Origin of the sequence: uncultured Megasphaera sp. (assembly GCF_900539295.1) — a bacterium.
Classification (GTDB): domain Bacteria; phylum Bacillota; class Negativicutes; order Veillonellales; family Megasphaeraceae; genus Megasphaera.
Map to the genome: position 1 here is coordinate 106,463 of NZ_UQBH01000002.1, position 20,673 is coordinate 127,135.

Annotated in this window: 16 protein-coding genes; 15 read left to right on the forward strand and 1 reads right to left on the reverse strand. The window is 53.5% G+C overall.

Annotated features, from left to right (window positions below; all coding sequences use genetic code 11):
* The first annotated feature begins 34 nt into the window (after positions 1–34).
* The 13 genes from QZQ46_RS01230 (at position 35) to QZQ46_RS01290 (ending at position 15,951) form a co-directional block, all read left to right on the forward strand.
* Complete coding sequence (locus QZQ46_RS01230; RefSeq protein WP_296826140.1) at positions 35–1,096, forward strand: elongator complex protein 3; 1,062 nt, start codon at positions 35–37, stop codon at positions 1,094–1,096.
* Positions 1,097–1,161: 65 nt separating this feature from the next.
* On the forward strand, positions 1,162–2,514 hold the full coding sequence (locus QZQ46_RS01235) for a pyruvate carboxylase subunit B (protein WP_296826141.1): 1,353 nt from the start codon (positions 1,162–1,164) through the stop codon (positions 2,512–2,514).
* A gap of 229 nt (positions 2,515–2,743) precedes the next feature.
* On the forward strand, positions 2,744–3,307 hold the full coding sequence (gene ahpC, locus QZQ46_RS01240; protein WP_296826142.1) for an alkyl hydroperoxide reductase subunit C: 564 nt from the start codon (positions 2,744–2,746) through the stop codon (positions 3,305–3,307).
* Between the two features lie 100 nt (positions 3,308–3,407).
* Positions 3,408–4,796, forward strand: a complete 1,389-nt coding sequence (locus tag QZQ46_RS01245; protein ID WP_296826143.1) for a PLP-dependent aminotransferase family protein — start codon at positions 3,408–3,410, stop codon at positions 4,794–4,796.
* A 91-nt stretch (positions 4,797–4,887) separates the two neighbouring features.
* Positions 4,888–5,661, forward strand: coding sequence for a PhzF family phenazine biosynthesis protein (locus QZQ46_RS01250; protein WP_296826144.1), 774 nt, complete (start codon positions 4,888–4,890; stop codon positions 5,659–5,661).
* A gap of 317 nt (positions 5,662–5,978) precedes the next feature.
* A complete protein-coding gene (locus QZQ46_RS01255; protein WP_296826145.1) occupies positions 5,979–8,639 on the forward strand; it encodes a valine--tRNA ligase in 2,661 nt (886 codons plus the stop codon).
* Positions 8,640–8,648: 9 nt separating this feature from the next.
* The gene (locus QZQ46_RS01260) at positions 8,649–9,953 is read left to right on the forward strand and encodes a folylpolyglutamate synthase/dihydrofolate synthase family protein (protein ID WP_296826146.1); all 1,305 of its coding nucleotides are present in this window, start codon (positions 8,649–8,651) and stop codon (positions 9,951–9,953) included.
* Positions 9,954–10,114: 161 nt separating this feature from the next.
* Positions 10,115–11,362 (forward strand): O-antigen ligase, encoded by a 1,248-nt coding sequence (locus QZQ46_RS01265; RefSeq protein ID WP_296826147.1) that lies wholly within the window; start codon positions 10,115–10,117, stop codon positions 11,360–11,362.
* Between the two features lie 120 nt (positions 11,363–11,482).
* Entirely contained in the window at positions 11,483–12,118 is a 636-nt protein-coding gene (locus QZQ46_RS01270; RefSeq protein ID WP_044504479.1) for a redox-sensing transcriptional repressor Rex, read from the forward strand.
* A gap of 137 nt (positions 12,119–12,255) precedes the next feature.
* Positions 12,256–12,876 (forward strand): GTP pyrophosphokinase family protein, encoded by a 621-nt coding sequence (locus QZQ46_RS01275; protein WP_296826148.1) that lies wholly within the window; start codon positions 12,256–12,258, stop codon positions 12,874–12,876.
* 12 nt (positions 12,877–12,888) lie between these two features.
* A complete protein-coding gene (locus tag QZQ46_RS01280; protein ID WP_296826149.1) occupies positions 12,889–13,566 on the forward strand; it encodes a response regulator transcription factor in 678 nt (225 codons plus the stop codon).
* Between the two features lie 4 nt (positions 13,567–13,570).
* A complete protein-coding gene (locus tag QZQ46_RS01285; RefSeq protein WP_296826150.1) occupies positions 13,571–14,845 on the forward strand; it encodes a HAMP domain-containing sensor histidine kinase in 1,275 nt (424 codons plus the stop codon).
* A gap of 77 nt (positions 14,846–14,922) precedes the next feature.
* Positions 14,923–15,951: a 3-deoxy-7-phosphoheptulonate synthase gene (locus tag QZQ46_RS01290; protein ID WP_366135047.1), complete on the forward strand. Its 1,029-nt coding sequence runs from the start codon at positions 14,923–14,925 to the stop codon at positions 15,949–15,951.
* 47 nt (positions 15,952–15,998) lie between these two features.
* On the opposite strand, the gene QZQ46_RS01295 is transcribed toward QZQ46_RS01290, so the two are convergent.
* Positions 15,999–16,409: an amino acid-binding protein gene (locus QZQ46_RS01295; protein WP_296826152.1), complete on the reverse strand. Its 411-nt coding sequence runs from the start codon at positions 16,407–16,409 to the stop codon at positions 15,999–16,001.
* A gap of 177 nt (positions 16,410–16,586) precedes the next feature.
* Here QZQ46_RS01295 and QZQ46_RS01300 point away from each other — a divergent pair, with 177 nt between their 5' ends.
* Together QZQ46_RS01300 and QZQ46_RS01305 are read left to right on the forward strand one after the other, a co-directional pair.
* Positions 16,587–17,027 carry a hypothetical protein gene (locus tag QZQ46_RS01300; RefSeq protein ID WP_296826153.1) on the forward strand — a complete coding sequence of 147 codons (441 nt, stop codon included), beginning with the start codon at positions 16,587–16,589 and terminating at the stop codon, positions 17,025–17,027.
* A gap of 141 nt (positions 17,028–17,168) precedes the next feature.
* Complete coding sequence (locus tag QZQ46_RS01305; protein ID WP_296826154.1) at positions 17,169–20,654, forward strand: DNA polymerase III subunit alpha; 3,486 nt, start codon at positions 17,169–17,171, stop codon at positions 20,652–20,654.
* Positions 20,655–20,673: the final 19 nt, after the last annotated feature.

Genomic DNA, 20,673 nt, shown 5'->3' on the forward strand with positions numbered 1-20,673 from the left:
GGCTCCTCTTTCGCAGTTTAGGGCAATTCTATTTATGACTATGAAAACTTCCATCATTCCTATCTTTATCCCTCATATCGGCTGCCCCCATCGCTGTGTTTTCTGCAATCAGTGGCAGATTACCGGTCACCACGGCCTGCCCTCAGCCGAAGCCATAGCAAAACTCATCGCCGCTTATACGACATCAGGCGGAACCGATCGGCACTGGGAAGTGGCCTTTTATGGCGGCAGCTTTACGGCCATTCCCATGGCCCTGCAAACAGACTTGCTCCGACCGGCTTATGAAGCCCTGCAAAGGGGCGTCATTCAAAGGATTCGCTGCTCGACGCGGCCTGACTGCATTACTGAGGATATTTTAAAGAATCTGAAAGACTACGGCCTGACCTGTGTAGAGCTCGGCGTCCAGTCCATGGACGATCGGGTCCTGCAGCTCTCCCAGCGGGGCCATACGGCAGGGGATGTCGTTACGGCGACGGCCTTATTGCGGCAGTATGATTTTACCGTCGGCCATCAGCTCATGCCGGGCCTTCCCGGTGAAGACTGGGGCAGCCTGCGGCAGACGACAGAAGCCATCTGTAACCTGGCTCCCCATATGGCCCGCATTTATCCTGTGGCTGTCCTCAAGGGGACGGAGCTGGCCGCCATGTATCAAGCCGGGCAGTACAGGCCCCTTACCATTCATGAAGGCGTGCGGCGGGCGGCTTACATGAAGCAGCGTTTCCTGGAACAAGGGATACCGTGCATACGGACGGGCCTTCAGGCGACGGAAGACCTCGACGATGCTTCCCAGGTCATAGCCGGCGCCTATACGCCGGCCATGGGGGAACTCGTCGATACCCGCCGTTACGGCAGAAAGCTCCTAGCCTTTTTAAAGACCCTGAGTGAAGGGGAGCCCGCAGAAATTCGTTATCATCGCCGCGATACGTCTCGTGTTCGGGGCTATCGAAATGTCACCTTTAAGACGGCTGCCTGGAGTATCCCCTTGTCCTTATCGTGGCGGGAAGGGGATGTACCCTTGGGGCACGTCCGGGTTTTTCAAGGGCAGATCGGTTATGACCTTGATATGAATAGCCATGCCGGTCCTACTATGATATAATAAAATAGTACGTATGATTTTAACAATAAACACTTTGCAATAGATATGATATTGGAGGAAAGAGAATGGCAAGAGTAAAAATAACGGAAACGGTTCTGCGCGACGGCCATCAGTCCATTGCGGCAACTCGCATGCGCCTTCGCCAGATGCTTCCGGTTCTGGAGGCTATAGATGAAGTGGGCTACAATGCCCTCGAATGCTGGGGCGGTGCTACCTTTGATACGTGCATGCGCTTTCTCGATGAAGATCCGTGGGAACGGCTGCGGACTATTAAGCAGCACGTCAAAAAGACGCCGCTGCAGATGCTGCTTCGCGGTCAAAATATATTGGGCTATCGGCACTACGCCGACGACGTCGTCTATGAATTTGTCAACCGTGCCGTCGATAACGGCATCGACATCATCCGCGTCTTCGACGCTCTGAACGACCCGCGCAATATGGAAGCGGCTATTAAGGCGGCCAAAGATACGAAATCGGTCCACGTTCAGGGCGCCATGGTCTACACCATCAGTCCGATTCACACCATGGAATCCTTTACCAAGGTCGCCAAAGAACTGCAGGATATGGGTGTCGACTCTGTCTGTATCAAAGACATGTCGGGCCTCTTGTCGCCTTATGACGCTTACAACCTCATCCGCATGCTTAAAAAACACCTGACCGTGCCTATTGAGCTGCATACGCACTGCACCTGCGGCCTCGGTGAAATGACCTATATGAAGGCTATCGAAGCCGGCGTCGACATCATCGATACGGCCTTGTCGCCCTTTGGGGAAATCACCAGCCAGCCGGCGACGGAATCGATGGTCATGGCCTTAAAAGACAGTATTTACGACACGGGTATCGACGTCGACCGCCTGTGGCCCATTGTCGATCACTTTAAGAACGTCCGTAAGGAACTGGCCGACGAATTTAAGTTGACCATGCCCAGCCAGATCAACCCGGCTGTCCGCAAATATCAGATTCCCGGCGGCATGCTGACCAACCTCTATAATCAGCTCAAAGCCCAGGGTGCCGAAGACCGCTTCGACGAAGTCCTGGCAGAGATGCCGAACGTCCGCCGTGACCTCGGCTATCCGCCCCTGGTTACGCCGACCAGCCAGATTACCGGCTCGGCTGCGGCTTTAAACGTCCTCTATGGCCGTTATAAGATCGTTACCAACGAAGTCCGCGACATCGTTCGCGGCAAATACGGCCGGGTACCCGGTACGATCGACGAAAAATTCAGAAAGATGTGCATTGGCGATGAACCGGTCATTACCCATCGTCCGGCCGACGATTTGGCACCGGAATTAGAAGAAGCCAAAAAGGCTCTGGCTAACGAAGGCTTCCCCAATGCCAGCATGGAAGACGTCCTGAGCTATACCCTGTTCCCGGAAGTGGCCCTGCCCTTTTTCCTGAAACGGGACGGACGACAGTAAAACAGCATATCGATAGAAAGTTCCTTATATAGTGGCGATGTCTTTTAAAGCAGCTGCCTCGGATGGACGTGAGTACAGCTGCTCACGTCCTTTTTTGTCATTTGAAGAGCCGAACTATTACAAAAAGTTTTTATGTTTGCCTTGATTTTTCTGGCAATTCATGATATCTTTTATCTATAATGATAGTAATTTTCATTTTGTGGTTTTCGCGAAAAAGGAGGTTCATCTTATGTCATTAATCAACAAGGAAGTCAGTGATTTTACAGCCAAGGCTTACCATGATAACGGGTTCATTACCGTTACCAAGGAAGACATCTTGGGAAAGTGGAACGTATTCTTTTTCTATCCCGCTGATTTCACCTTTGTATGCCCGACAGAATTAGCCGACCTCGAAAGCTTTTATGAAGAGTTCAAAAAGATAGGCTGCGAAATCTATTCTGTTTCCTGCGATACGGAATTTGTCCACAAAGCTTGGCACGACCATTCGCCCCTTATCAAAGACATTACCTATCCCATGCTGGCTGACCCGACCCATGCCCTGGCCCGTGATTTCGAAGTCCTTATCGAAGATGCCGGCGTTGCCGAACGGGGGACCTTCATCATCAATCCGGAAGGCCAAATCGTTTCTTATGAAGTCAATGCCGGCAATGTAGGCCGAAACGCCGAAGAACTGCTGCGCAAAGTACAGGCCTGCCAGTTCGTCCGTGAACACGGCGATGAAGTGTGCCCGGCTCGCTGGACGCCCGGTGCCAAGACCTTAAAACCGGGTATCGATTTGGTAGGTACCTTATAAGCGGCTTTTCAAAAATCTTACTGTCGTGTATCATTATCCTTATGAAGCGTCTGTCTTCATAAGGATAATTTTTTTGCAAGAAAAGAGAGGAGGGCCTGTAGTGCCGGTCAATTCTTTTGAAACGTATCCCATGTCCTGGCGGCCGTCTCGCCGTGATCTGGAACAGCAGCCTATGCCACTCTACAAGGCCTTGGCCGCTCAGCTCATCGAAGCCATTGAAGCCGGCAGCGTCCTTCCGGGGACCAAGCTTCCACCCCAGCGGGAGCTGGCTGATTTTCTCGATGTCAATGTCAGTACCGTTTCTAAAGCTTTCCGTTACTGTTCGAATCGTGGGTTTCTTACCAGCGTCGTTGGCCGGGGCACCTTCGTTGCCTATGACGCCGGTTTGAACGTATCGGTCGCACCGGATCGGACGACCCTCATCGAGATGGGCTCCATGATGCCCGAGGGACTGACAGGCGACACGGTAGCCTCTTTGGTGTCGGAAATGATGGCTGATGCCGGCCGGGAACGGTTTTTCCAATATGCCTATGGAGCTGACGACTTTTATCAGGAAGGGGCTCGGCAGCTTCTCCAACAGGCCGGTGTCGTGTCGGCAGGGCCTGTCTTATTTGCCAGCGGCGGTCAGAATGGTTTGACGGCCATCTTGTCGGCTTTTTTTCGACCCGGCGAGCGACTCGGCGTCGATCCCCTGGTATATCCGGGCCTCAAAAGTGCCGCCAAGCTCCTGGGCATCCGCCTCGTTCCCATTGAGCAGCAGGATGGGGAAATGAGTGAAGACGGCCTTTCCTATGCCTTAAAGAATCATCATATCAAGGGCATTTACGTGACGCCGGACTTTCAGAATCCGACGACGCACACTATGTCTGAAGCGGGACGAAAGGGGCTGGCGTCCTTTGCCCAAAGACACGACCTTCTCATCATTGAAGACGCCATTGCCGCCTTACTCACGGAAAATCCGGCGCCGCCGATCAAGGCCTTGGCTCCGGAGCAGACGGTCTATCTCTTCAGTTTATCGAAGACGATTCTGCCGGCCCTGCGGCTGGCCTACGTCGTGCCGCCGAAACGCCTTCAGGATGCCTTGGCGTCGGCCCTGTATACCTTGAACCTCTCCCAGTCGGCCTTCCTCATGGAATTGGCATCAAGGCTCATCGTGTCCGGGAAGTGCGGCGCTCTTTTGCATCTTCGCCGTCAAAGCCTGAGGGAGCGGAATAAACTGGCCGACGTCATCTTAAAAGGCTGGTCTTTAGCCGGCGGGGAAGCCGGTCTCTGCCGCTGGCTGACCCTTCCCCAGTCCCTGAGCGGTCAGGCCTTTGAAGGCCTTTGCCGTAACCGCGGCGTCCGCCTCTTAGGTGCCGAACACTTTGCCGTCGGTACGGACCTTCCCGTCCATGGCGCCCGGCTTGCCATGGGAGCGCCGGGCGATATGGCGGCCTTAGAAAAGGGCCTTTATATCATTAAAAACGTCTTAGATTCCCATCGGACATAATCGTGGGGCATACAATTTTCTTATTGTATGCCCCTTTTTCGTATGCTATCATGAAGGCATGAAAAGCGATTTTTTTCGAGGAGGGATTTTTATGAAATGTTACGTCGTCGATGCTTTTACCAAAGAAATTTTCAAAGGCAATCCGGCTGCCGTCTGCGTCTTAAATGCTTGGCTTCCTGATGAGTTGATGCAGGCCATTGCCATGGAAAACAACCTGTCGGAAACAGCCTTCACCGTAAAAGAAGGGGACGCCTATCGCCTTCGCTGGTTCACGCCGGGCGGTGAAATCGACCTCTGCGGCCATGCGACCTTGGGAACGAGCTTCGTCCTGGCCAACTTCGTCGAACCAAAGGCCGACCGCTTCGTCTTCCATACCCTGAGCGGTGACTTGGTCGTTACCCGTAAAGGAGACCTCTTTTCCATGGATTTTCCGGCCTACGACATGGTGCCGACGGCCGTTACTGACGCCATGACCGACGCCCTTGGCGTAAGGCCTTTGGAAGCCTATATGGCTCGGGACCTGGTCTGCGTCCTGCCTGACGAAGATACCGTAAGGAATTTTCAGCCTGACTTAGAGAAAATAAAAGGCCTCGACGGTATGCTCTGCCACATTACGGCTCCGGGCCGGGACTACGACTGCGTCAGCCGCAGCTTTGCGCCTAAACTGTCCGTTCCGGAAGACCCTGTCTGCGGTTCCGGTCACTGCCACATCATCCCCATCATGGCGGAAAAACTCGGCAAGAAGGACCTCCTGGCCTATCAGGCATCGAGGCGGGGCGGCGAACTCCAATGCCGCCTTGAGGGATCGACCGTATCCTTAGCCGGCTATGGGGCCCTCTATTCCATCGCTGATTTGAAGGTCTGACCGATGGCGGCATCTTGACAGGCTTAGGTAAACTTGCTACAATATTTATCACAACAAAAGCGATGAGCGGAAGAAGCTTTACTTCTTTTTGTCAGCGAAATGCCGGTTCGGTGCGAGGGCATTCAAAGAGAGTAGGGCGCGTCACCCGTGAGCTGACAGGAGGAAAGGCCTGTCCGTCAAGCAGACGTTACCTGTGCCATGAAGCGGTCGCAAAAGCGGCAATTTAGGTGGTACCGCGGAAGATACAGCATTCTTTCGTCCTAAGGAATGAACCCTTAGGCGAGGGAATGCTCTTTTTTGTTTTGGAGGGAATAAGCATGAAATGGAATAAAGAACAACTGGGCACGTATGCACCGAATGAAATGGAAATGACGTGGTACGATTTTTGGGAAAAGAAGGGCTACTTCCATCAAGAACCGGATAAGAGCAAGAAACCCTTCAGCATTGTCATGCCGCCGCCGAACGTAACCGGCCAGCTCCACATGGGCCATGCCCTGGACAATACCCTGCAGGATATCCTGGTCCGCTTTAAGCGCATGGAAGGCTACAACGTCGCCTGGATTCCCGGCACGGACCATGCCGGCATTGCCACCCAGGTCAAGGTCGAACAGCAGCTGGCTGAAGAAGGCAAGAACCGCTACGAAATCGGCCGCGAAGAATTCCTCAAACGGGTCTGGGCCTGGAAGGAACAGTACGGCAGCCGCATTGAAAAACAGATTCGCCGTCTCGGCTCATCCTGCGACTGGAGCCGCAAGCGCTTCACCATGGATGATACCTGCGCCCGTGCCGTCCGGGAAGTCTTTATTTCTCTGTATGAAAAAGGCCTTATCTATCAGGGCCAGCGCATCACCAACTGGTGCCCTCACTGCCATACGGCTTTGTCGGACATCGAAGTCGACCACTCCGACGTCGCTGGTCATCTGTGGTTCGTAAAATACCCCGTCGTCGGTGAAGACGACTACATCATGATCGCTACGACCCGTCCGGAAACGATCATGGGCGATACGGCCGTTGCCGTCAACCCTAACGACGACCGCATGAAGAAGTATATCGGCAAGAAGGTCGTCGTGCCTCTCGTCGACCGTGAAGTCGAAGTCATTGCCGACGACTACGTCGATATCGGCTTTGGTACCGGCGCCGTTAAGATCACGCCGGCCCATGACCCGAACGACTTTGAAATGGGTCAGCGCCACAACCTGGAATCGATCATGATCATGAACCTCGACGGTACGATGAACGAAAAAGCCGGCGCCAAATACGACGGCATGACGCGCGAAGACTGCCGTAAAGCCGTCGTCGCCGACCTCGAAGAACTGGGCCTCCTCGACCACATCGAAGAACTGACCCATGCCGTCGGCCACTGCTCGCGCTGCAAGACGACGGTCGAACCCTTCGTCACCAAGCAGTGGTTCGTCAAGATGAAGCCCCTTACGGAAGCGGCCCTCAAAGCCGTGGAAGACGGCAAGACCCGTTTCATTCCCGAACGCTTCGTCAAGACCTACAATCATTGGCTGGAAGACGTCCATGACTGGTGCATCAGCCGTCAGCTCTGGTGGGGCCATCAGATTCCTGTATGGTACTGCGACGACTGCGGCAAGGCTTCGGCCAGCCGCGAAGACATTACAGAATGCCCGCACTGCCACAGCACGCACATCCACCGCGATCCCGACGTCCTCGACACGTGGTTCAGTTCGGCCCTTTGGCCTTTCTCGACCATGGGCTGGCCTGACAAGACGGCCGATCTCGACCAGTTCTTCCCGACCAGCGTCCTGGTTACGGGCTACGACATCATCTTCTTCTGGGTTGCCCGCATGATGTTCATGACCTGCGAATTCATGAAGGATATTCCTTTTGAAAACGTATTCATCCACGGCCTCGTCCGCGACAGCCAGGGCCGCAAGATGAGTAAGTCCCTGGGCAACGGTATCGATCCCCTCGGCGTCTGCGAAGAATACGGCGCTGATGCCCTGCGCTTTACCTTGGTTACGGGCAATACGCCGGGCAACGACATGCGTTTCTACATGGAACGAGTCGAAGCCAACCGCAACTTTGCCAATAAGATTTGGAACGCCTCGAAGTTCGTCATCATGAACCTTACCGACTTTGACGAATCCTTCGTTCCCGAAGACCGTGATTTGACCTTGGCCGACCGCTGGATTCTGTCGTCCTTCAATGAAACGGCGGCCAGAGTCACGGAAGACCTCGATAAATTTGAACTCGGCGACGCTGCCGATGCCGTCTATAACTTCGTTTGGAGCTCCTACTGCGACTGGTACATCGAACTGGCCAAGAAGCGCCTCTACCAGGCTGACAGCGACCGCGACAAGCACACCGTTCAGTACGTCCTGGTCTACGTCCTGACCCACACCTTGGAAATGCTCCATCCCTTCATGCCCTTCGTTACGGAACACCTCTGGCAGCACCTGCCTCATGAAGGGGAAAGCATCATCGTCGCTCCCTGGCCGAAGGCTCAGGCTAAGTGGAATTTTGCCGATGACGCAGCTATGATGAACACCCTCATGGAAGCCATCAAAGGCATCCGCAACCTCCGGGCCGAATCGAACGTTCCCATGGGCAAGAAGGCTCCGGTCATCTTGGCACCGGCAACGGAAGAGCTGGCCAAGACCTTGAAGGATTATGAAGACTACTTCCATACCCTGGCCTTTGCCGATAAAGTTGCCATTCTGTCGGCCAGTGATGCCAAACCGGAAAATGCCGTCGTCGCCGTCGTTCCCGGCGTCGAAGTCTATTTACAGCTTAAAGATTTGATCGACGTCGAAAAAGAAACGGCCCGCGTCCAAAAAGAACAGGAAAAACTCCGGAAGGAAATCGAACGCCTGGATAAGAAACTGTCTAACCAGGGCTTCCTGGCTAAGGCTCCGGCAGCTGTCGTTGAAAAGGAAAAGGGAAAACTGGCCGATTATCAGGAAAAAATGGCTGCCCTTACGAAACGCATGGAAGATTTGGCAAAACTCTAAGAGGCTCTCATGACATACGAAGAAGCAATAAAATATTTGGAAGCTGCCAACGTCTTTGGCATCCAATTGGGACTCGGGCGCATCCAAAATCTCTTGGAACGCCTGGGGAATCCTCAAAACAAATATAAGACCGTCCATGTTACCGGTACCAACGGCAAGGGATCGGTAACGGCCATGATCGCTTCGGCCCTTACGGAAGCGGGCTTTAAGACCGGCCGCTATACGTCTCCTCACTTAGAGGCCTATACGGAACGGATCCACATCGATCATCACGACATTTCTGAGGATGACTTTGCCGCTGCCGTCGCCGTCGTCAAAGAGGCCGTCACGGTCATGGTGGCTGACGGCGGGGAAGGGCCGACGGAATTCGAGCTGATTACGGCGGCCGCCTTCTGGTATTTTGCCAGCATCGGCGTCGACTATGCCGTCATTGAAGTCGGACTGGGGGGACTCCTCGATTCGACGAACGTCATCGTCCCGGCTGTGTCGGTCATTACCAACGTAGCCATGGACCATATGAAGTACTGCGGCAATACGATTGAAGCCATTGCCGAGCAGAAGGCAGGCATCATCAAAGAAGGGGTCCCCGTCGTCACGACGGCCGAAGAACCGGCCCTGTCGGTCATTGCCCGCAAGGCCTATGCCATGCACAGCCGGCTGTACGCCCTCGACCACAGCTTTGACGTCGTCGGCAATGCCGGTCCCGAAGATCCGGCGACGGGCCAGATGGTGACCGTCCGGGAAAAATTCGGTTTTGCCATTACGACGGTCCTGCCCTTATTGGGGAAACATCAGCGAATAAACTGTGCCGCCGCCGTCATGGCCTTGCTGCTCCTGGCCCGCCATGAGAAAAAACTGACCCGGACAGCCCTTGAAAACGGCATCCGCCACGTCGAATGGCCCGGCCGGTTTGAAGTGTTCAAGGCCGGTGATACGGATGTCGTCCTCGACGGCGCTCATAATCCGGCGGGGATTACGACCTTCTGCAATACCTACGAAGACGTCTTTGGCGACCGTAAGCGAGTCTTTCTGTTTTCCGTCCTGGCTGACAAAGATTACAGTCAGATGGTACGGGAACTCTTTCACGATGACGACTACGTCATTTGTGCGCCGGCACCGACGCCGCGCACGTCCGATCCGAAGGCTATGGCAGAACTCGTGCCTTGTAAAGCCGATTGGGCCGAAAGCCTTTCTGAAGGCCTCGATAAGGCCTTCGCTGCCGTAACGGAAGGGCAGGTCCTGTGCATCGTCGGATCCCTCTATATCCAGGGCGAAGTACGGGCATATCTGCGGAAAAATTATCAGCTTTTCTAAACCATCTTTTCGGCTTAGAATGGGTTTTAACCATCGTTTTTTTTGACCTGTCAGCAGGTTATGGAAGAGGAGTGTCTCCCAGTAGAGACACTCCTTTTTCGTTGCGCTGGAGTGGACCTTATGATAAAATAAAACATATATTTACGGAGGAGCGAACCTATATGAAGTGGATGATACGGACCGGCAGTACGCCTGCTGAGCGGGCACGGCTGCGCGTCGTCTATGCCCTGGCCGGGACTGTTTTTTTTATGCCCTTGAATATTTTTCTGATGGAAGGCTTCTTCATCATTTCCCTGCTTCTCGGTCTTTATTATATGCTGGCTTATCCCAGGCTGACCGTCCGCAAGGCACCGCTGTCGGTACCGGCCGTGGCCTTTGCTGTCGCAGCCTTTCTGTCCCTCATCGGATCGCCGCATTTTTTCATGGGGACTGCTTTTTACATCTTTACGGTCCTCCAATATATCCTGCTCTATTACGGCATCCTGATCTTTGTCCACCGCTCATGGGAGCGGCGGATGCTGTTTTCGGCCCTCTTGTTCAGTGCCCTTGCCGTCGCTCTGTACGGCTTCTATCAATACGCTCACATGCTGGTTCTCAGCAATGCCGACTGGGTCGATGAAGCGGCCTTTCCGCTCCTGCGGCGCCGAATGTATTCGACACTGTACAATCCCAATCTCCTGTCGGCCTTCCTGTTGATCGTCATGAGCGCTTCGGCGTCGATGATGATCTGCACCCGTCATCATTGGCACCGCGTCATGTACCTGGTGCTCCTGGCCATCCTGACCCTCTGCCTGGTTTTGACCTACTCCCGCGGGGCCTGGCTCAGTGTCGGCGCCCTGGTCTTTTTCTTCGGCCTCTTTTGGGATAAACGGGTGTGGCTCCTCTTTTTGGCAGCGCCTTTGATCGGTGCTTTTTATCATGGCGGCGTCGCCGACCGCCTGCTTTCTATCTTCAGCCACAGCGAAGCCGATACATCCGTTGCCATGCGCATGGATATGTGGGAAGCAGCCGTTGCCATGTTCCTCGACCACCCCTTGTTTGGCATCGGTTGGGGTGCGTTTAAACACGTCTATCCCGTCTACAATGAACTGATTCAGGAAGCGGGGATCGTCATCTTTCACGCCCACAATATGTACCTCAATGTCCTGGCTGAAACGGGGCTGGTCGGTACCTTCTTCGGCCTGTGGTTTTTCTTTGGCAACGCCTGGTACGCCATTCGCTATGTGAAAGACCATAAAGCCCGGACCTTTGATCGATCCCTGGCCATGACCCTGGCGGCGTCGGTCCTGTCTCTTTCCATCAGCGGCATCAGCGATTACGATTTGTTCAGTACCCAAATATCGCTCACTTTTTGGCTGATGAGCGCCCTCTTTGCCAACATGTACGGTGAACTATGTGAAAAAAAGTAATAAAAACAGTTTGCGAAATAATTCACAATGATATATAATAGGCTTGTGACTATTATCACTAGACAAGGTTGCTTATAGCTATAGGGAATAGCTGGGGACATAGTTGGAGGGTTACTATCCATGAGACAGAAAAAGGCAATATCGGATGCTGTCATCGAACGATTGCCGCTGTACTACAGGGACTTGCTGTTATTGCAAGATGCGGGAATCGATATCATCTCATCCGAAAAGTTAGGGGAACGCTTAGGTATCACACCGGAACAGATTCGAAAAGACCTTACCTGCTTTGGTGCTTTTGGGAAAAAAGGCGTCGGTTATTATGTCAGTGAATTGTGTCAACAGATCGTAGAAATCATCGGCCTGCAGCAGCATTGGAAAGTCGGCATCGCCGGCATCGGCCATCTCGGCTGGGCTTTGGCGAACTATAAGACTTTCGGTCGTCTGGGTTTCCGGACGACGGGCCTCTTCGATGTCGACCACCGTATTATCGGCCAGAACGTCGGCGGTGTCGAAGTTACGCCGATTTCTGAAATGGGGGACGTCATCCGCCGCGAAGGCATCCAGATCGGCATCATTACGACGCCGGCAGCCGTTGCTCAGCAAGTGGCAGATCAAATGGTCGATGCCGGTATCCGCGGCATCCTCTCTTTTGCACCGCTCAGATTGACCGTTCCTGACGGGATTTTCGTCTTTCGGGAAGACCTGTCCATTGGTCTGAGCCGTATTTCGTATTATTTGACCAACAAGACAGAGTAAGTTTTTCGAAATACGATTGTATAAACTTTCATAAAATAATTTAAACAGTATCTAAAAAGGATGGTGTCCTCTATGCGACACCATCCTTTTTTGTGGTATAATAAACCTTACTACACGTTAGTGAATGAGGTGATTTTATGGACAGCACATCCATCTATGGTGCATATGAACCGGCCCTGCAGGCTGTATTGCAGGATCTCATCAGCCGTATCCGGGCCTATAGCAGTGATACCAAGAAGAAGACCGGTGAAGCCGCCTACGAGCATTTGATCTACCGCCTGAAAGGCGAAGCCAGCATGCGGGAAAAATGCGACCGCAAGGGCCTGCCCCAAACGGCCCGGTCGGCTCTCCATGACATATATGATGCCATCGGCATCCGCATCGTCTGTTGTTTTCTCGACGATATTTACCGGGCCATCGACTTTTTGAAAAGCCTTCCCGACGTCCGCGTCGTCGAAGAAAAAGATTATATCCGCAACGTTAAGCCCAACGGCTACCGCAGCTACCACATGATCTTGGAACTGCAGGCGCCTTATGAAGACGTGACCGGTGCCAATCCGGGCCGCTTTTATGCGGAAGTTCAGCTGCGGACCATTGCCATGGACTCCTGGGCCAGCCTGGAACACCAGATGAAATACAAGCAGGATATTAAAAATCCTCAGCTCATCGTCCGGGAATTGAAGCGCTGTGCCGATGAACTGGCGTCGTGCGACGTGTCCATGCAGACCATCCGCAATTTGATCCATGCACAAGAATAAGGGGGAATGATCATGCGCCTTCTCTTAGCGGAAGATGAAAAAGAAATGTCCGCGGCCCTGGTCGCGATTTTGACCCATTCGGGCTATGAAGTCGATGCCGTCTATGACGGCCAGGCTGCCGTCGACAAGGCTTTGGTCCAGTCCTATGACTGTATGATTCTCGACATCATGATGCCGAAAAAAGACGGCGTTCAGGCCCTGCAGGAAATCAGGGAAAAAGGGGATATGACGCCGGTCCTCATGCTGACGGCCAAGGCCGAAGTCGACGACCGCATCACCGGTCTCGATGCCGGTGCCGACGACTACCTGACCAAGCCCTTTGCCATGGGCGAACTGTTGGCACGCCTTCGGTCTTTGACGCGGCGATCCCAATCCTTTGCGCCGGCAAAACTTCACGTCGGCGCCGTCAAACTCGACGTCGATGAACAGGAAATGGTCTGCTGCAGCTCCATCCGCCTGGCCAATCGGGAGACGAAGCTCATGAAATTTTTCATGGCCAACGTCGGCAAACCCCTGTCGACGGCTCAAATTTTTGACCACGTCTGGGGCGATGAAAAGGACGTCGACGACGGCATCGTCTTTATGTATGTCTCCTATTTACGAGAAAAACTGGAAGCCATCCAGGCCGACATCGAAATCGTCGGTGAAAGAGGCCAGACCTACTTGCTCTCGGTAAAAGAAAGGAAATAGGCTTATGAACATGATCCAGCGCCTGCGCCGCAAATTTATCATCATGGCTGTCATCGGCGTCCTGGTCGTCGTCGGCGGGGCCTTAGGGCTCATCAACGCCATTGCCTACATGCGCATGAACGCCCAGGTCATGTCCGTTCTGACTTATATCATTCATAATGACGGCGCTGTACCTCAGAAGATAGGCGGCGACGACAGCAGCTTCTTCAGTGACCCTTCGTGGACGGAAGAGACGCCGGAATTTGCCTATCAAATCCGTTTCTTCAGCGTCCTCGTCAACGACAACGGCTATGCCGAACACATCGATATCCAGCACATCGCCGCCTTCTCTCAGCCGGAAGCCATCGAATACGCTCGAACGACGGTCAAAGAGTCTCGTGAGACCGGTCAGAAGCAAGGCTTTTTCAAAAAAGGCCGGGCGACCTATGCCTATATGATAAAACCCAATGACGACGGCAGCTTCCTCATCGTCATCATGGACGCCACCCGCGATGCGGCGGCCGTCACGTCGTTCATGCGCTATTCGGCCTGGTTCGGCTTCGGCTGCGTCGTTGTCTACATCCTCATCCTGGCGGGCCTCTGCAACATTGCTATCCGGCCTTTCGTTCAAAACATGGAAAACCAAAAGCGGTTCATCACCAATGCCGGCCATGAGTTGAAGACGCCCATTGCCATCATTTCAGCCAATGCCGAGGCCATTGAAATGCTGAACGGCCAAAGCCAGTGGACGGACAGTATCTTAAAGCAGGTCCGCCGCTTGTCGAACCTCATCCAGGACCTCATCATGCTGTCCAAGATGGGCGAGCGGTCGCAGGTCGATTTAGTCATTACCGATGTCAACTTCTCGGAGACGGTTAAAACCGTATCTGACTCCTTCCAGCAGCTGGCTATCGATGCTGAAAAAACGCTGACTACGGCTATCACCGACAATGTCAGGCTCAAAGGCGACAGTAAATGCCTGTATGAATTGGTCAATATTCTCGTCGACAACGCCGTCAAATACTGTGACGACGGCGGCAGCATCGAAGTGGCCCTGCGCCGGTCACGGCTGGGAAATGGCGTCGTCCTCGACGTATCCAATACCTATGTCGACGGGGCCAATGTCGACTATTCCCGATTCTTCGAGCGGTTCTACCGCGGCGATGTGTCGCACAACAGCCAAAAAGCGGGCTACGGTATCGGTTTGTCCATGGCCGAAGAATTGACAAAATTGATGGGCGGCAAGATATTTGCAACCTATAAAGGAGATCGGATCACCTTTACGGTCCGCCTGGGCTGATCTTTTGTCCGACAACGGCAGTATCTGTGCTATAATGAGGACGTGACGATTTTTATTCAGGGGGGAAGACTATGGAAATGCAAATGGAATATATTCGGAAACTACCGGAACCGCAGGAATTGATGGAACAGTTTCCCATAGATGACGGCTTAAAGGCCGTTAAACGGAAGCGCGATGAAGCCATCAAAAATATCCTGTCCGGAAAGGACGACCGTTTCCTGCTCATCATCGGGCCCTGCTCGGCTGACAATGAAAAGGCGGTCCTCGACTACATCCGCCGCCTGGTCAAGGTCCAGGAACAGGTAAAGGATAAGATTTTCATCATCCCCCGTGTCTATACCAGTAAGCCGCGGACCATCGGCGTCGGCTACAAGGGCATGCTCCACCAGCCCGACCCGGAAGGGCAGGAAGACATGCTGGGCGGCATCATCGCCATCCGCGAACTCAATACGCGCGTCGTCCGGGAAACGGGTTTTACCTGTGCTGAAGAAATTCTCTATCCGGAAATTTTCCGCTATTTATCGGACCTCCTGTCTTACGCTGCCGTCGGCGCCCGCTCCGTGGAAGATCAGGTTCACCGCATGATTGCCAGCGGCGTCGGCATTCCCGTGGGCATGAAGAATCCTACGTCAGGCGATATTTCCGTCATGCTGAACTCTATTGAAGCGGCCCAGCATTCTCAGGACTTCCTCTTTCGGGGCTGGGAAGTGCGGACAACAGGCAATCCCATGGCGCACGCCATCTTAAGAGGCTACGTCGACAGCTTTGGCAACAGCCTGCCGAACTATCACTATGAAAACCTCCAGCGCTTATATGAAGCCTACGGCAAACGGAATCTCTCCCATCCGGCCGTCATCGTCGATGCCAATCACGCCAATTCGGGAAAACGGTATCTCGAACAGATACGCATTGCCAAAGACGTCCTTCAGAGCCGCAGTCATGCCGCCGACATCAAGGGCCTCGTCAAGGGCCTTATGATCGAAAGCTATCTTGAAGACGGCTGCCAGAAAATCAGTGACGGTGTTTACGGCAAGTCGATTACCGATCCTTGCCTCGGTTGGGAAAAAACAGAGCGCCTCATCTACGATATGGCCGACTTATTATAAACTCTTTGTCCGAATATGAAAAAAGTCATCCCTGGGGATGACTTTTTTTAGAATCTATCGAGGAGCTGATAGCCTTTTCCGCGGAGAAAGGTTTCCGTTTCCATTTCCCGGGTCTTGAAGATGGCTACCGGCGTTGCCGTCTGGCGGTTGTAAGAAATGTACAAGTAGTCGATAGCGACGTTGGCCTGGCAGAGATGGTCGAGAATTTTATCCAGGCAGCCCGGTGTATCGCCCATTTCGACGGCGACGACCCGGTCCATATGGCACTGGTAACCGGCTTTTTTTAGCTCTTGGACGGCCAGTTCCGGATCGGTGACGATGAGGCGGATGATGCCGAATTCGGCGCTGTCGTTGGCCAGCATGGTGTAGATGTTGATATTGGCATCGGCCAAAATGGAGGTCATCTTGCGCAGGGTGCCCTTGTTGTTTTCAGCGAAGACAGAAACTTGATGGAGCATGAAATGAAAATCCCCTTTCACGATAAATTATATAGATGTGCTCTTATTTTATCATAAAAAGATAAGTTTGTGACCGGGAAAGGACGGACAGCCTTAAAAAATAGGAGAAATCTGCCGCATCATATCGATTCGTGCTATAATAAAAGAAAGTGTGCGAATCGGATGGGAGATGGGACTATGCCCTTTTCTGTATTTATTACGCTGTTTGTCATCATGCTGGGACTGACGAAGCTGTATATCTGGATCTTTGATATGACGGACCCCCTTTATGGCATCGGCGCGGCGGCCTTGACCTTGGCCGCTCTCTATATGGCCCTGCTGCCGGGGATGAAGAAAAGGGCGGCTGCTGAGAAGAAGGCGGCAGAAGAAAAGGCTCCGGCCGCTGAACAGCCTGTGTCGGTCCCGGCAACACCTGCCGTGCCGCCGGAAAAAAGCTATGACAGCGGGACCGATGAGGCCTTCATGGCGGCTTTTACGGCGTCGATGATATACCATGAGATCCACGGCCACCACCTGAGCCGGGAAGAGCGGGATTATGACGGTAACTGGGATATGCCTGACGATGACAGCTGTTACAGCGATCCCTACGAAGAAGATCGTGACGATGATTTTTTATAAGTTTTTTACGACGAGAGACTGTCTGACGCCAGGCGGTCTCTTTTTGGCGCTCAGCCTGTATATCCCGGCCGGAATATGATATAATAAGCAATTACCAGCAGCAGGATATTTTGACCGAGTAGGATAAGGGAGGATTTTGGGATGCGGCCTTTTGTTCATTTACACGTTCACACGCAGTATAGCTTGTTTGACGGACTGTGCAAGATACCCGACATGGTATCGCGGGCGAAAGAACTCGATATGCCCGCTGTGGCCATTACCGACCACGGCAATATGTACGGCGTCATCTATCTGTACCGGGAGGCGAAAGCCCAAGGCATCAAGCCGATTATCGGCTGTGAAGTCTACATGACCCGGGGCAGCCGATTTGAAAAAAAGGCCAAGGAGCGGCTCTGCCACCTCATCTTGTTGGCCAAAAACAACGAAGGCTACCACAATCTCATCAAAATCGTTTCCAAGGGTTTTGTCGATGGCGAAAATAACTATCACAAGCCCCGCGTCGACTTCGACCTCCTCGAGCAGTATCATGAAGGGCTCATTGCCATGACGGCCTGCATCGAAGGCCAGGTCCAGCAGGATATCCTCAACCACAACGAACAAGGGGCTCGTCGGTCCCTCGAACGGTTGGTATCGATTTTCGGCAAAGACGATTTCTACTTAGAAGTCCAGAATCACGGCATTCCCGAAGAAAAGACGGTCCGTGAAGTCTTTAAGCGCTGGTCTCAGGAATTCGGCCTCAAGCTTGCTGCGACCAACGACTACCACTACATCACGCAGGACGATGCGCCGGCTCAGGAAATCAAGCTCTGCATCTCGACGGGCAGTACCCTCGACGATCCGTCTCACTTCCGTTTTTATAATAATGAATTTTATATGAAGAGCGGCGATGAAATGGCCGACCTCTTTTCCGATATGCCCGAAGCTTTGGATACGACCCTGGAAATTGCCGACAAGTGCAATGTCGACATCTCCTTTGATGACCGCCATCTGCCGCAGTTTCCCGTACCTGACGGCGAAACGGATTCGTCGTACCTGCGAAAGCTCTGCGAACAAGCCCTTTCTGAAAAGTACGATCCCATTACGCCGGAAGTGAAGGAACGCCTGGATTATGAGCTCGGCGTCATCGATACCATGGGCTTTCCGTCGTACTTCCTCATCGTCTGGGATTACGTCAAGTACGCCCGGGATCACGAGATTCCCGTCGGCCCCGGCCGCGGTTCGGCAGCCGGCTCGGTCGTCGCCTACCTCTTGGGCATTACCGGCCTCGACCCTTTAAAATACAACCTGCTCTTTGAACGCTTCCTCAATCCGGAACGCGTCACCATGCCCGATATCGACATGGACTTTTGTTATGAAAACCGAGGCCGGGTCATTCAGTACGTCACGAAAAAATACGGCATCGATCACGTCTCGCAGATCATTACCTTCGGGACCTTGGCGGCCAAAGCCGTTCTGCGCGACGTCGGCCGCGTCCTCGATATTCCCCTCAGCGAAGTGAACCGCATCGTAAAAATGGTGCCTAACGAACTGGGCATGACCCTCGACAAGGCCCTCAAAATGAGTAAGGAATTCCGCGGCGAGTATGAAACCAATGACACCGTTCACCGCCTGGTCGACTTCGGCAAGTCTCTGGAAGGGCTGGTCCGCCATTCCTCGACCCACGCTGCCGGCGTCGTCATTTCAGCGGCTCCTGTTGACGACTACGTACCGGTCCAGCATTCTAAGGAAGGGGATCTTACGACGCAGTACGAAAAGGATCTCGTCGAAGATCTGGGACTGCTCAAGATGGACTTCCTCGGCCTTAGGACCCTGACCGTCATCGGCGATACGGTCAAGATGATCAATAAGAATTATGGCATCGACTTTGATATCGACGCCATTCCTCTCGACGATCCAAAAACGTGCAGGCTGTTGACCGAAGGCGATACGGCCGGCGTATTCCAGATGGAATCGTCAGGGATTACCAATCTGGTCAAGGAATTGGCACCGAAGCACTTCGAAGACATGATCCCCTTGGTGGCCCTGTATCGTCCGGGCCCCCTCGGAAGCGGTATGGTCGACGACTTCATCAAGGGCAGCCACGGCCAAAAGAAGGTTACCTACCTCCATCCAAAACTGGAACCCATCTTAAAGGATACGTACGGCGTCATCCTCTATCAGGAACAGGTCATGCAGATCGCCTCGGCCTTAGGCGGTTTTTCCCTCGGCCAAGCTGATTTGCTGCGCCGAGCCATGGGCAAGAAGAAAGAGTCCATTCTAGTGGCCCAGCGGGCGAATTTCCTCGAAGGGACGCGAAAGAATAACATTTCCGATGAAATCGCCAATAAGATCTTTGACCTCATGGTCTATTTTGCCGGCTACGGCTTCAATAAATCCCACTCGGCAGCCTATGCCTACGTCGCCTGGCAGACGGCCTACCTCAAGGCTCATTACCGGGCTGAATTTATGGCGGCGACTATGACCAGCATGATCAACGACAGCAGTAAGATCAGCTACTACGTCGCCGAGTGCCGCCGCCACGGCGTCAAGGTTTTATCGCCGGATGTCAACGACAGCGTCTCTATGTTTTCCGTTCAGGGCGGAGCTATCCGTTTCGGCCTGTCCGGCGTCAAGAGTGTCGGCGGCAATGCCATCGATGCCATCGTCAAGGCCCGGGAAGAAGGGGGCTCCTTTTCCTCTCTCGGCGATTTCTGCAGCCGCGTCGACTACCACTTAGTCAATAAAAGGGCCCTTGAAAGCCTCATTAAATGCGGGGCCATGGACTCTTTCGGAAAGAAGCGGTCCCAGCTGATGGCCGTCATCGACCAGGCCGTTGCCATGGGATCTCTCAGCCAGAAAGACTATGCATCGGGCCAAATCGGTCTCTTTGACGATGCGGAAGAGGTCATGACCGATCTCGAATACCCCGATATCGACGAATATCCCATTGAAATGCGGCTGGCCATGGAAAAAGAGTACGACGGCTTTTATTTCAGCGGCCATCCCTTGAGCAAGTATCAGGACATCATGGACAGGCTCAGCCCGCTGTCGGTGCTTTACGGAGAAGACGGCCGCCAGTACGACGGCAAGATGCTCCGCGTCGGCGGCTTGATTACGGCGAAGAAACAGGTCATGACTAAGCGCAATGAGCAGATGGCCATCATCACCCTCGAAGACTTTACCCACGCCGTGTCGATCGTCGTCTTTCCTAAGACCTACGGCCGCTATCAGCAGTTTGTCGCCGTCGACATGGCTGTGTCCATCCGCGGCCGGGCCGATATCAACGACGACAGCATCCAGATTTTAGCTGAAGAAATACGTCCCCTCGGTCAGGAAACGGCGGCTTCGGACCCGCAGCCGTCACCGGTCGTATCGGCGGCTGCTGCCAGAGAGGCCGGAGACTACTGGCATCCCGGTATGGGAACGAAGCTCTTCATCAAGATCCCGGCTCACCTCGAACGGACCGACCTTGCCGGTCGTATCGGCGGCGTGTTAAAACAACATCCGGGACAGGTCAAGGTCTATTTCCACCTCATGGGCAGCCGTAAGACGATTCTGACGGACCAGCAGTATTGGGTAGAAACGACGGAAGACCTGCGTCAGCCCCTGCAGGCCATGCTCGAGCCGCGGTCGTTGGTTGTCAAATAAATAAAAGGTGAAGAAGGAT

Excerpts from the sequence above, each read along its gene's own strand:
- QZQ46_RS01295 (WP_296826152.1), bottom strand. The coding sequence starts at position 16,409 with ATGCTCCATCAAGTTTCTGTCTTCGCTGAAAACAACAAGGGCACCCTG.
- QZQ46_RS01275 (WP_296826148.1), top strand. The coding sequence starts at position 12,256 with ATGGACAGCACATCCATCTATGGTGCATATGAACCGGCCCTGCAGGCT.
- QZQ46_RS01270 (WP_044504479.1), top strand. The coding sequence starts at position 11,483 with ATGAGACAGAAAAAGGCAATATCGGATGCTGTCATCGAACGATTGCCG.
- QZQ46_RS01300 (WP_296826153.1), top strand. The coding sequence starts at position 16,587 with ATGCCCTTTTCTGTATTTATTACGCTGTTTGTCATCATGCTGGGACTG.
- QZQ46_RS01255 (WP_296826145.1), top strand. The coding sequence starts at position 5,979 with ATGAAATGGAATAAAGAACAACTGGGCACGTATGCACCGAATGAAATG.
- QZQ46_RS01285 (WP_296826150.1), top strand. The coding sequence starts at position 13,571 with ATGAACATGATCCAGCGCCTGCGCCGCAAATTTATCATCATGGCTGTC.
- QZQ46_RS01265 (WP_296826147.1), top strand. The coding sequence starts at position 10,115 with ATGAAGTGGATGATACGGACCGGCAGTACGCCTGCTGAGCGGGCACGG.
- QZQ46_RS01290 (WP_366135047.1), top strand. The coding sequence starts at position 14,923 with ATGCAAATGGAATATATTCGGAAACTACCGGAACCGCAGGAATTGATG.
- QZQ46_RS01230 (WP_296826140.1), top strand. The coding sequence starts at position 35 with ATGACTATGAAAACTTCCATCATTCCTATCTTTATCCCTCATATCGGC.
- QZQ46_RS01305 (WP_296826154.1), top strand. The coding sequence starts at position 17,169 with ATGCGGCCTTTTGTTCATTTACACGTTCACACGCAGTATAGCTTGTTT.
- QZQ46_RS01250 (WP_296826144.1), top strand. The coding sequence starts at position 4,888 with ATGAAATGTTACGTCGTCGATGCTTTTACCAAAGAAATTTTCAAAGGC.
- ahpC (WP_296826142.1), top strand. The coding sequence starts at position 2,744 with ATGTCATTAATCAACAAGGAAGTCAGTGATTTTACAGCCAAGGCTTAC.
- QZQ46_RS01280 (WP_296826149.1), top strand. The coding sequence starts at position 12,889 with ATGCGCCTTCTCTTAGCGGAAGATGAAAAAGAAATGTCCGCGGCCCTG.
- QZQ46_RS01235 (WP_296826141.1), top strand. The coding sequence starts at position 1,162 with ATGGCAAGAGTAAAAATAACGGAAACGGTTCTGCGCGACGGCCATCAG.
- QZQ46_RS01260 (WP_296826146.1), top strand. The coding sequence starts at position 8,649 with ATGACATACGAAGAAGCAATAAAATATTTGGAAGCTGCCAACGTCTTT.